Source organism: Mycoplana sp. MJR14 (genome assembly GCF_029210525.1).
Classification (GTDB): domain Bacteria; phylum Pseudomonadota; class Alphaproteobacteria; order Rhizobiales; family Rhizobiaceae; genus Mycoplana.
On the sequence record NZ_JARGEO010000004.1, the window covers coordinates 170616 to 182471 of the forward strand.

Sequence of the window (11856 nt, forward strand, 5' to 3'; positions counted from 1 at the left end):
TGGATCTCCGTGAAAACAGTTCTGGAGATCGACCAATGACGCCTGCACACCATCCGGCCACAGACAGGCCAGGAAAGAAGCCTTCCGACGGACGCACTGCCGCCGCCTGACAGGACCATGCGCGCCCTTCACGCGGGGCTGGCGATCGCAAGTCTTGCCGCCTTCTGGCAGGTCTCGGTCCGGCTCTTCGCTCCCCCACCCTATCTGTTGCCCGCGCCCGCCGCCGTGGTTTCCGCCCTGGCGGAGCGGCCCGGCTTTTTCCTCGAGCACAGCCTCGTGACCCTGGCGGAGATCCTCGCGGGCCTTCTGTCCGGCGCCGTCTTCGGGGCAGCGGCGGCCTTCGGGATCGCGGCGCTGCCGCGGCTCGGCCAGCTCGTCTGGCCGATGGTGCTGATCCTGCAGGCGCTGCCGGTCTTCGTGCTCGCGCCGATCCTCGTCCTCTGGTTCGGCTTCGGCATGGCCTCGAAGGTGGTGATGACGACGATCATCATCTTCTTTCCCGTCGCATCCGCCTTTGCCGACGGGCTGCGGCGCACCGACCGCGTGCTCCTCGATGCCGTCTCGCTCACGCCGGCGACGCACTGGCAGGCGCTCGTCGCGATCCGGGTGCCGCTGGCGCTGCCGGGGCTCATCTCCGGCCTCAGGGTCGCCGCGCCGCTGGCGCCGCTCGGCGCCGTGGTCGGCGAGTGGGTCGGCGCCTCGGCCGGCCTCGGCTTCGTGATGGTGCAGGCGAACGCGCGCATGCAGACCGCCACCGTCTTCGCCGCCATGGCGATCCTCGCGGCGCTGACCGTGCTTCTGCGGCTTGCCGTCGACCGGCTCACCGCCGGGCTCACCCCGTGGGCCGAAGAAACAGAAACCCCGTCCTTCCTTTTTTTGCGCAGGAGACATCCCACATCATGATCCGCACGCTTTCCTTCCTCGTGGCGCTCTTCATCGCAGGCGTCGCCGCCGGCCCCGCATCCGCTGCCGACAAGCTGACGGTGCTGCTCGAATGGTTCGTCAATCCCGACCACGCGCCGATGGTGATCGCCCGCGAGCGCGGCCTCTTCGCCGAGGCGGGCCTCGAGGTCGAACTCGTGCCGCCGGCCGATCCCTCCGCCGTGCCGCGGCTCGTCTCGGCCCGGCAGGCCGATGTGGGCGTGCACTACCAGCCCAACCTCTATCTCGACCATGCCGCGGGCCTGCCGCTCGTCCGCTTCGGCACGCTGGTGGAAACGCCGCTGAACACGGTCACCGTGCTCGCCGACGGCCCGATCCGGAGCCTGAAGGACCTGAAGGGCAAGAAGGTCGGCTTTTCCGTTTCCGGCTTCGAGGATGCGATGCTCGGGCGCATGCTCGCCTCGGAAGGTCTTGCCAAGGGCGACGTCGAACTGGTCAACGTCAATTTCTCGCTGTCGCCCTCGCTGATCGGCGGCAAGGTGGACGCCACCCTCGGCGGCTTTCGCAATTTCGAGCTGACGCAGATGCGGCTGGAAGGCCACGAGGGCCGCTCCTTCTTTCCCGAGGAGCACGGCGTGCCGGTCTATGACGAGCTGGTCTTCGTGACCCACCGGGAACTTGCGGCCGACGACCGCCTGCCGCGCTTCCTCGCCGCCGTGGAGACGGCGTCAGTGTTCATCACCAACCATCCGGACGAGGCCTGGCGGCTCTTCGTCAAGGCCTATCCGGATCTCGACGACGCGCTGAACCGCCAGGCCTTCACCGACACGCTGCCGCGTTTCGCCAAGCGGCCGGCCGCGCTCGACCGCGGACGCTACGAGCGGTTCGGCGCCTTCATGAAGGACAGCGGCCTGATCGAGGCGGCGCCGGCCGTCGACGACGTCGCCGTCGAGATCCGGTGATGCCGATGGGGGCATATCCGACACCGCAGACGGCGGCCGATGTGCTCGCCCGCGTGCGCCGGCTGCGGCCGCGAGTCCACTGCCTGATGAACACGGTGGTGCAGAAATTCACCGCCGACGGCATCACCGTCGTCGGCGGCATCCCGTCGATGACCTCGTCCCTGGAGGAGATTGCCGCCTTCGCCGGAAAGGCGGATGCGCTGACGGTCAATCTCGGCACGCTGGACGCGGAACGCCGGCGGGCGATCCTGCGCGCCGTCGCGGTCGTCAACGAGGCCGGCAAGCCGTGGATCCTCGATCCCGTCCATTGCGACTACTCGCCACAACGCCTCGCCTTTGCGCAGGAGCTCATCGCGCTCGGCCCGACGATCGTGCGCGGCAATGCCGCGGAGATGGCGCTCATCGGCACGGACGGCCCGGGGCTGCGCATCCAGACGGGTGCGGTCGACCGGATCGGCAGCGGCAAGGGCGCAATGCGCGTCGAGAACGGGCATCGCTGGATGGCCGAGGTGACGGGGACGGGGTGCCTCACCGGCGGCGTCATCGCCGCCTTCCTGGCGGTGGAGCCGGATGCCGTTGCCGCCGCGGCGAGCGCCCTTGCCGTCACCGGCGTCGCAGCCGAACTCGCCGCGCCTCTCTCCCGCGGCCCCGGCAGCTTCGGCATCGCCTTCCTCGACGCGCTGTCGGCGATCGGCGAGCGGGAGCTGCTCTCACATGCAAGGATCGAACATGACCAGGATTGACTATCGGCTGAACGCCCTGGTGGATGCCGGGCTTTCGGACATCGGCCCGCTTGCCGAACTCGCGCAGGCGGCCGCGCGCAACGGGGCGACGCTGATCCAGTATCGCGACAAGACCGCCTCGACGGCAAGGATGATCGGGCAGGCAAAGGCGATCGCCGCGGCGCTCGACGGCACCGGCGTGCCGTTCGTCGTCAACGATCGCGTCGACGTGGCGCTCGCCGCCGGCGCCGACGGGGTGCACCTCGGCGCCGACGATATGGACGCGCAGACCGCGCGGCGGCTCCTGGGACCGGAGGCGATCATCGGGCTGACGGTGAAGAACACGGCCGATGCCGAGCGGGCCGGCCGGGCGCCGGTCGACTATGCCTGCATCGGCGGCGTGTTCGAGACGCTTTCCAAGGTGAACCCCGACCCGCCGGTCGGGATCGACGGGTTCGCACGCCTGCGCCAGGCCTTGCGCGCGCTCAATCCGGCGCTGCCGGTCGGCGCAATTGCCGGCATCGATCTTTCCCGCATACCTGCCGTCATCGCCGCCGGCGCGGACGGCGTGGCCACGATCTCGGCGATCTTCCGCAACCGCGATGTCGCGCAGGCGACGGCGGCGTTCCGCACGGCCGTCGATGCAGCCCTTGCAGGGAGGGCGGCCGCATGACCGCGATCGCACTCACCATCGCCGGGTCCGACAGCGGCGGCGGCGCCGGCATCCAGGCGGACATCAAGACCTTCTCGGCGCTCGGCGTCTATGCCGCGAGCGTCCTCACCGCGATCACCGCGCAGAACACGAAGGGCGTCAGCGCCGTGGAGGACATTTCGCCGCCGATGGTGGCGGCGCAGATGGAGGCGGTGCTGACGGATCTTTCGGTCGGGGCGGTCAAGATCGGCATGGTCTCGCGCTGCGAAACGATCACGACGATCGCCGAAGGCCTGCGGCGGTTCGACCTGCGCCCGGTGCTCGACCCGGTGATGGTGGCCACCTCCGGCGACCGGCTGCTGCGGGAAGAGGCGATCGCCGCGCTGGTCGAGGAACTCGTTCCGCTGTCGCTGATCGTGACGCCCAACCTGCCGGAGGCCGCGTTGCTGACCGGCACGGCGATCGCCGCCGACTGGGCGGCGATGACCCGCCAGGCGGAGGCGATCATGAAGGCGGGCGCCGGCGCGGTGCTCGTCAAGGGCGGTCACGGCGACGGGGCGGAGAGCGCCGACCTGTTCTTCGACGGCAACGACGTGCGCCGGCTGTCGGCGCCGCGGATCGCGACACGGCATGACCACGGCACCGGATGCACGCTGGCGGCCGCGATCACCGCCAACCTCGCCCGGGGCCAGGACCTCGTCGCGGCCGTGGCCACGGCCAAGGCCTACCTGCACGAGGCGCTGGTGGCGGGACGCGACCTGGCCGTCGGCGGCGGTCGCGGGCCGGTGCATCACTTCCATCGCTGGTGGCCCGCTTGAGCCAGCGGACGCTGACGGCGATGGAGGCCGTGCTCGGCCTGCTGTGCGCGCTGATCCTCGCCGCGCTGCTGGCCATCGTGCTCGCCTCCGTCGTCCTGCGCTACGTTTTCCACACCGGCGTCGTCGGCGTGGAGGAGCTGTGCATCTGGCTCAATGTGGCGCTGATCGCGTTCGGCATGCCGCTGGCCCTGAACGGCGGGCTGGCGATGCGCATGGATCTCATTTCGCGCAACCTGCCGGTGCGCTGGCGACAGGCCGGCGGCGACGTCTTTAGCGTCGTGGCGGCGCTGGTGCTGCTGTTTGGCAGCCACAAGATCGCGGCCCTGCTCGGCGGCACCTCGCCGATGCTGGGCCTGCCGGAATGGGTGCGCTTCGGCCTGTTCGGGATCGGCGGCGGGCTCCTGCTCGGTGCACTGATCCTGCAGCGGGTGGCGCAGGGGCTCGTGATGTCGATGCTGCTGTCGCTCGTCGCCGGGGTCGGCATCTACCTGGCGGTGCCGCATCTGCAGGTCGCGGCATCCTGGCCGCCGAGCCTTTCGGTCGCGATCGTCGCCGGAATCGGCATTCTCCTCGCCGCGCCGCTGCCGCATGCCTTTCTCGCCGCCGCCTATGGGGCGATCGTCCTCGGTGCGAGCCTGCCCGAACCGGCGATCGTCTCCTCGGCCGTCTCGGGCATGTCCCGCTTCCTGCTCCTGTCCATCCCTTTCTTCCTGCTCGCCGGAGGGCTCCTGACCGTTTCGGGGGCGGCCGGCCGGCTGGTGCGGCTGGCCGAGACGCTGGTCGGGCACCGGCGGGCGGGACTGGCGCAGACGACGCTCCTGACCGGGGTGCTGTTCTCCGGCGCCTCCGGGTCCTCGGTGGCGAACGCCGCCTTCGGCGCCTCCACCTTCTATCCTGAGCTCGTCCGCAACGGGTATCGGCCGCAGCAGGCCGGCGCGATCATCGCTGCGACCTCGGTGCTGGACAATGTCATTCCGCCGTCGATCGCCTTCCTGCTGCTGGCGGCGGCGACCAGCCTGCCGGTCGGGCCGCTCCTGGTCGGCGGGATCTTCGCCGGCGGGCTGATGGCGCTCTGCCTGGCGGTCGCGATCCATCTCAGCGTGCGCGAAGGCGCGGCACGGCCGCCGGCGTCCGGCGAGGACCGCCGGTTGGCCGTAGCGGCCGCCTTACCGGCGCTCGGCCTCGGGGTGATCGTCGTCGCCGGCATCCGCCTCGGCATCGTCACGGCGACGGAGGCCGCCGCGGTCGCCGCCTTCTATACGCTCGCACTCGGGATCGTCGCCGGAACGCGGGCCGGAAAGCTCTGGTCGGCCTTTCGCCGCGCCGCGGTCGAGGCGGCGGGGATCGGCCTCCTGATCGGCTCGGCCGGCCCGTTCGCGGCCCTTCTGGCCATGGACGACATCGCGGGAGCCGTCGCACGAACCGTTTCGGAGGTCGGCGGCGGCGCGCTCGCGGTGCTGCTTCTGTCGAACGTCGTGCTACTCGTCCTCGGGCTGGTGCTCGATATCGGTGCGGCGATCCTGCTGCTCGGCCCGATCCTGCTGCCCGCCGCCGTCGCGGCCGGCATCGACCCCGTCCAGTTCGGCGTCATCGTCGTCGTCAACCTGATGATCCACGGCCTGACCCCGCCGCTCGGCATGCTCGTCTATGTCGTCGGCGGCGTCACCGGGGTGCCGGTGCCGGCGCTGTTCCGCGCCGTCCTGCCCTATCTCGCAGCCCTGCTGTTCGCCCTCCTTCTTCTCAGCGCCTATGCGCTCGTTTCCTGATCGGAGCTTTCCATGACCCATCTGACCCGCCGCCTGTTCCTCCGCTCTTCGGCAACCGCCGCGCTCCTCGCCGCACCAGCATTCGTCCGCCCGGCGCAGGCGCAGGTGACCACGATCACCGTCGCCTCGCTGCTCGGCGAGGACAAGCCGGAGACGAAGATCTGGCGACGGATCGCCGAAACGGTCGAGGCGCGGCTGCCGGGCCGGTTCCGCTTCAATGTCGTTGCGAACGGGGCGCTCGGCGGCGAGAAGGAGGTGGCGGAAGGCACGCGGCTGGGCTCAGTCCAGGCCAGCCTCGCCACCATGTCGTCGCTTTCGGGCTGGGTGCCGGAAACGCAGATCCTCGACCTGCCGTTCCTCTACCGGGATGCGGACCACCTGCGCCGGGTGGTCGAGGGGCCGGTCGGCGAGGACCTGAAGCAGCGGCTTGCGGCGCAGAACTTCGTGGTCGGCGGGTTCATCGACTATGGCGCCCGCCATCTCCTGACGAAGGCGCCGGTCACCGAGCCGGGCCAAATGCGCGGGATGAAGATGCGCGTCATCCAGAGCCCGCTGCACACGCGGCTGTGGAGCGCCTACGGCGCCATTCCGGTCGGCATCCCGATCACCGAGACCTACAACGCGCTTTCGACCGGCGTGACCGATGCCATGGACTTGACGAAATCCGCCTATGCCGGCTTCCGGCTCTTCGAGGTGGTGCCGTACCTGTCGGAGACCGCGCATATCCGCGCCTGCGGCGTGGTCTACTTCGCGGCCGGTTTCTGGAGCCAGCTTTCGGAGGCGGAGCGGCAGGTGCTGCGGGAGGCCTCTGCCGAGGGGGCGACCTACTTCAACCGGCTCATCGTCGAGGACGAGGCGGCGTCCGTCCGGCAGGCGGTCGCAGGCGGCGGCAGCATCCTGAAGGTCGATGCGCGGGAGGCATGGGAGCGCGGCGCCGAGATCGTGTGGCGCGATCTCGCCGACGTCGTCGGCGGGTGGGACAGGATCATGGGGGTGCAGCAGGCCTGAGACGGAGGGCCTCCATGACGGCATGACGACGGCATGCATCCGGTGCAGCCGATAGGCTGACCACCCAAAGGCGGGCGGCGGGTAGGGCGCGCTTACACGGGCGGCGCTCGGGAAAAATGGCCGGACATGTCCAGATTGTGCCACGGCAGCGCGCGTGGGGCGTGTGGCGCTGCGCCGGCCCCGCCCGACCCGCCCGGCGCCGCTCAAACTATCAATTTAAATCCAAAGATTTAGATCAGATCCATCCTTCGGGCTATGAAACGAATGCGCGAACATCCGCCGGGCGGTGGCGCAGGAAAAGGCATGGCCGCCCCCATCCGCCCGCATCAACCGGCATGGATATGTCCAGTACCGCTCGCTTAGCGGGATGGCGTATGGGTCAGTCTTCTTGCTGCTCGGGCGTACCCTTTTTCGGATACCCAAGGTTGCGCGCATGGCGACGACGTGATCACCCGGGCCATCCACTTCCGACTGTGAAGGCAGCCAATGTCATCATTGTGAAAAGGCCTTAACCGCTGGATTCCGTTTGGGGGCCGGCTGATACTTCGACACTTTCGACAGCCAGGCTTCGAGGGTATCGCTGTGGTTGAATTTCATCCGAATGCCTTTTTCTTTGGTAATGGCACATTGCTCCTTCGCTGCGCGGAGGCGTTTCGCAACGCAGGGGGAACCATCGCAGGAATCGTGTCCACCGATCCGCAGATCGCCGGCTGGGCCGAGGCGGAAGGGATCCCCCACACGGCATTCGACGATGCCGAGACGGGAGAAGCGGCGGACTATATCTTCAGCGTCGCCAACCTGACCGTGCTGACGCCGGCAATGCTCGGCAGGGCGAGGCTTGCGGCCGTCAACTTCCATGACGGGCCGCTGCCGGAACGGGCCGGATCGAACGTGCCGGCCTGGAGCGTCATCGAGGGCGCGACCGAGCATGCGGTGACGTGGCACGAGATGACCGAGCGCGTCGATGCCGGCCGGGTGCTGAAGCAGCGGCGCTTCCCGATCGGGGCGAACGACACCGCCTTCAGCCTGAACGCGCGGTGCTACGAAGCCGGATTCGAGAGCTTCTGCGAACTCCTGCCGGAACTCCTGGAGAACCGCTGCGTGCCGGTGGCGCCGGCCGCCTCCGACCGGGCCTGGTATGCCAAGGCCAGGCGACCCGATGCGCTGGGCACGCTCGATTTCGCCCGGCCGGCCGGCGCGCTCTGCCGGATCGTGCGCGGCCTGAATTTCGGCGGCTACGCCAATCCGCTGGCGCTCGCCAAGCTGTGGACGGGCAAGGCGCTTCTGTCGGTCGGCCGGCTCGAGATCGTGGCGGGCGTCGCCGGCGCACCCGGGACGATCGTTGCGAGCGATGCCGATACCGTCACCGTCATGGCGGCGGACTGCGGCGTGCGGCTGAGCGGCCTTGCCGATCTCGACGGCAGGCCGATCGATCCTGCGGCCGCGGCCCTGATGCCGGGCCGGGTGCTGCCACCGGTCGGGAAGGCCGAGGGGCCGACCCCTTCGGAGGCGGGCGCGGCGGAGCCGGAGTGGGAGGCCGAACTGCGGAGAGCAGCGCCGGCGCTGCCGCCCTATCCGCTGTCGCATACCGCAGGCAGCGGTGTGGCGGCGCTCGCCGTCGACCGGCTGGATGCCGACACGCTTGCCGCGGCCTGGCTCGCCTGGATTGCGGGCCTGACCGGGCAGGCGGAGGCGACCATCGCCTATCTCGACCCGGAGCCCTCGGCCCCATGGTTCTCGGCACGGCGTCCCGTGACGCTCGGCCTCGTCGCCGGCATGACCCCGCACGATGCGACCGTGGCCGTGCGGGCGGCCCGGCAGGCGGCCTTCGCGCGGACGGCGATGGCGGCGGATCTGCCGCTCCGCCTGAACGAGGCGCAAACGAGGGACAGGGCGCTGCAGGCGCTCGGCGTCGTCGTGACGGCGCGCGCAGACGGCCTGCCCGAGAACGCCGACATCGTGCTCTGCGCCGATCCGCCGGCGATCCATGTCGCAGGCGGGCGATACGCGCCGCCGGTGCTCGCCGCCCTCGCCTCGGACTTCGCCGTCTTCCTTGCGGCGTTCATCGGGCGGATGGGCGCGCCGCTCGCCACCCTGCCGCTGGGGGGAGAGATGGCGGCGGTGCGCAACGACCTGCCGGGCGTTGAGGCGCGCACGATCCATGCGATGTTCGCCGACAGCTGCCGCGCGAGGCCGGATGCGCCGGCGCTGGAAGCGGGCCCCGTGCGGCTCAGCTACCGGGAGCTCGAGGCACGGGTGGCGCGGCTTGCGGGCGCGCTGGCCGAACGCGGTGCCGCCCCCGGCGTCGTGGTCGGGCTTTGCCTGGAGCGGTCGGCCGAACTGGTCGTGGCGATGCTCGCCATCCTGAAGACGGGAGCGGCCTACCTGCCGCTCGATCCCTCCTATCCGGCCGATCGCATCGGCTTCATGCTCGCCGATTCCGGGGCGCCGATCGTCGTGGCGAGCCGGTCCGCGGCCAGCCGGCTGGCACTCGACCCCGGTCTCGTCATCCTGCCGGATGCGGTGGGGCCGGAGTTCGACGATGCGCGCGGCACGCCGGCCGACGTCGCCTATCTCATCTACACGTCCGGCTCGACCGGGCGGCCGAAGGGCGTGATGATCGCGCACCGGAACGTGGCCAACTTCTTCACCGGCATGGACGCCACCGTGCCGCTTTCTGCGGGCGCGCGGCTTCTGGCGGTCACCTCGGTGTCCTTCGACATCTCCGTCCTGGAGATCCTGTGGACGCTCGCCCGCGGCGCGACCCTGGTGTTGCAGACCGACGGGGCCGGCGAGAGCGCGCTGCCCGGCTTCTCGCTCTTCTACTTCGCCTCCGAGGCGGCCGGCAGCGGCCACCAGGCCTATCGCCTGCTGCTCGAGGGCGCGCGCTTTGCCGACGAGAACGGCTTCGAGGCGATCTGGACGCCGGAGCGGCATTTCCATGCCTTCGGCGGGCTCTACCCGAATCCGGCCATCAGCTCGGCGGCACTTGCGGGGCTGACGAAGAACGTCAAGCTGCGCGCCGGGTCCACCGTGCTGCCGCTGCATCATCCGGTGCGGGCGGCCGAGGACTGGGCGCTGGTGGACAATCTCTCCAACGGGCGCGCCGGCCTTGCGCTGGCGTCGGGCTGGCAGCCCAACGACTTCCTGCTGAGGCCGGAGGCCTTCGGCGAGCGCAAGGAGATCATGCTCGGCTCCGTCGAGACGCTGCGGAAGCTCTGGCGCGGCGAGGCGATGGCGTTTCCGGGCCACGACGGCAAGCCGGTGGAGATCCAGATCCACCCGCGCCCGGTGCAGCGCGACATGCCGCTGTGGCTGACCGCAGCCGGCAATCCGGAGACCTTCGAGGCGGCCGGGCGGCTCGGTTGCGGCGTGCTGACCCATCTGCTCGGCCAGACGCTGGCGGAGGTCGCCGACAAGATCCGCAGCTACCGGGTCGCACGGGCCGAGGCCGGCCATGCCGGCCCGGGACACGTGGTGCTGATGCTCCATACCTTCATCGGCGAGGACGAGGAGACGGTGCTTTCGGCCGCGCGCCAGCCGATGAAATCCTACCTGAAGAGCGCGGTCGATCTCGTGCGCCGCGCCGCCTGGACCTTCCCGACGATCGTGGAGCGGGCCGGACAGGCCGGGATGACGCCGCAGGAGGTGTTCGAGAAGGAGGAGCTTTCGGCGGCAGAGCTTGATGCGCTGCTCGATCACGCCTTCGAACGCTACTACCGGACGGCCGGCCTGTTCGGAACGCCGGAAACGGCCGGCGAGATCGTCCGCAACGTGGCGGCCATCGGCGTCGACGAGATCGCCTGCCTGATCGACTTTGGGGTGGAGACCGAGACGGCGCTCGCCAACCTGCCCAACATCCGTCGGCTGATGGACAGGCTGCAGGCGGAGGGCGGGGTCTCGCGCAAGGCCTCCGTCGCCGAAGACATCGTCGCTGGCGCCATCACGCATCTGCAGTGCACGCCGTCGATGGCGACCTATCTTGCCGGCGATCCGGCCGGCCGACAGGCGCTCTCGCGGCTCGACTGCATGATGGTGGGGGGCGAGGCCTTCCCGCCCGATCTCGCCCGCAGCCTGCGGGCGGCGCTGCCGGGCGCACTTCTCAACATGTACGGCCCGACGGAGACGACGATCTGGTCGTCGGTCGCGCGGCTGGATGCGGTCGGCGATCGCGTGCCGCTCGGCGCCCCCATCGCCAACACGGAGCTTAGCGTGCGCTCGCCGGCCGGATTGCCGCTGCCCAACCTGATCGAGGGCGAGCTGTGGATCGGCGGCGCCGGGCTCGCGCTCGGCTACTGGGGCCGGCCGGACCTGACGGCCGAACGCTTCGTGGACACGCCGGACGGCCGCTACTACCGCACCGGCGACCTGGTGCGCCGCCACCTGGACGGAACGCTGGAATTCCTCGGCCGGATCGACGGGCAGGTGAAGATCCGCGGTCACCGGATCGAGCTCGGCGAGATCGAGGCGCTGCTTGCGGCAGAGCCGAGCGTGCGGCAGGCGGCGGTCAGGGCGGTGGAATTCGGCCCGGGCGACGTGCGCCTCGTCGCCTATGTGACGGCGGGGGAGATGCGTCCCGCGGCCAGCGAACTGCGCAGCCTGCTGGAGGCGAAGCTGCCCGACTTCATGGTGCCGTCCCAGATCGTCGTGCTGGAGCGGATGCCGCTGACGCCGAACGGCAAGATCGATCGCAAGGCCCTGCCCGTGCCCTCGGTCCGTTCGCAGCGGAGCGAGATGACGGCAGCGGAGGGGGACTTCGAGACCGGCATCGCCGAGATCTGGCGCGAGGCGCTGGGGCTCGACGCGGTCTCGGTCACGGACAACTTCTTCGACCTCGGCGGGCACTCGCTGCTGGTCGTCCAGGTCCAGCGCCGGATGAAGGAGAAGCTCGGGCACGAGGTCGCCATCACCGACCTCTTCCGTTTCCCCACCATCCGCGCGATCGCCACGCATCTCGCAGGCGAGGCGACCGAGACGGCCAGCGCGGTCGATCGCGGCGCGGCGCGGGCCGCGGCGCGCCTTGCCCGGCTCGGCCGCCGCTGACCC

The 11856-nt window shown here is 70.3% G+C and carries 8 protein-coding genes; all 8 read left to right on the forward strand.

Translation table 11 applies throughout. From position 1 onward, the window contains the following. Positions 1-117: 117 nt before the first annotated feature. Entirely contained in the window at positions 118-903 is a 786-nt protein-coding gene (locus tag P0086_RS11465) for an ABC transporter permease (RefSeq protein ID WP_148150234.1), read from the forward strand. Further along, positions 900-1844 (forward strand): ABC transporter substrate-binding protein, encoded by a 945-nt coding sequence (locus P0086_RS11470; protein WP_275785514.1) that lies wholly within the window; start codon positions 900-902, stop codon positions 1842-1844. Before P0086_RS11465 ends, P0086_RS11470 begins: the two co-directional genes overlap by 4 nt. Before the next feature lie 5 nt (positions 1845-1849). After that, the gene (locus P0086_RS11475; RefSeq protein WP_148655987.1) at positions 1850-2587 is read left to right on the forward strand and encodes a hydroxyethylthiazole kinase; all 738 of its coding nucleotides are present in this window, start codon (positions 1850-1852) and stop codon (positions 2585-2587) included. Continuing rightward, positions 2574-3239, forward strand: a complete 666-nt coding sequence (thiE, locus tag P0086_RS11480; protein ID WP_275785516.1) for a thiamine phosphate synthase — start codon at positions 2574-2576, stop codon at positions 3237-3239. Before P0086_RS11475 ends, thiE begins: the two co-directional genes overlap by 14 nt. Then, on the forward strand, positions 3236-4036 hold the full coding sequence (thiD, locus tag P0086_RS11485) for a bifunctional hydroxymethylpyrimidine kinase/phosphomethylpyrimidine kinase (protein WP_112599427.1): 801 nt from the start codon (positions 3236-3238) through the stop codon (positions 4034-4036). Before thiE ends, thiD begins: the two co-directional genes overlap by 4 nt. 20 nt (positions 4037-4056) lie before the next feature. Continuing rightward, positions 4057-5802, forward strand: a complete 1746-nt coding sequence (locus tag P0086_RS11490) for a TRAP transporter large permease subunit (RefSeq protein ID WP_345799311.1) — start codon at positions 4057-4059, stop codon at positions 5800-5802. Positions 5803-5814: 12 nt separating this feature from the next. Continuing rightward, on the forward strand, positions 5815-6810 hold the full coding sequence (locus P0086_RS11495; RefSeq protein WP_148655990.1) for a TRAP transporter substrate-binding protein: 996 nt from the start codon (positions 5815-5817) through the stop codon (positions 6808-6810). A gap of 684 nt (positions 6811-7494) precedes the next feature. Continuing rightward, entirely contained in the window at positions 7495-11853 is a 4359-nt protein-coding gene (locus P0086_RS11500; RefSeq protein WP_275785520.1) for a MupA/Atu3671 family FMN-dependent luciferase-like monooxygenase, read from the forward strand. Positions 11854-11856: the final 3 nt, after the last annotated feature.

Excerpts from the sequence above, each read along its gene's own strand:
- P0086_RS11465 (WP_148150234.1), top strand. The coding sequence starts at position 118 with ATGCGCGCCCTTCACGCGGGGCTGGCGATCGCAAGTCTTGCCGCCTTC.
- P0086_RS11470 (WP_275785514.1), top strand. The coding sequence starts at position 900 with ATGATCCGCACGCTTTCCTTCCTCGTGGCGCTCTTCATCGCAGGCGTC.
- P0086_RS11475 (WP_148655987.1), top strand. The coding sequence starts at position 1,850 with ATGGGGGCATATCCGACACCGCAGACGGCGGCCGATGTGCTCGCCCGC.
- thiE (WP_275785516.1), top strand. The coding sequence starts at position 2,574 with ATGACCAGGATTGACTATCGGCTGAACGCCCTGGTGGATGCCGGGCTT.
- thiD (WP_112599427.1), top strand. The coding sequence starts at position 3,236 with ATGACCGCGATCGCACTCACCATCGCCGGGTCCGACAGCGGCGGCGGC.
- P0086_RS11490 (WP_345799311.1), top strand. The coding sequence starts at position 4,057 with ATGGAGGCCGTGCTCGGCCTGCTGTGCGCGCTGATCCTCGCCGCGCTG.
- P0086_RS11495 (WP_148655990.1), top strand. The coding sequence starts at position 5,815 with ATGACCCATCTGACCCGCCGCCTGTTCCTCCGCTCTTCGGCAACCGCC.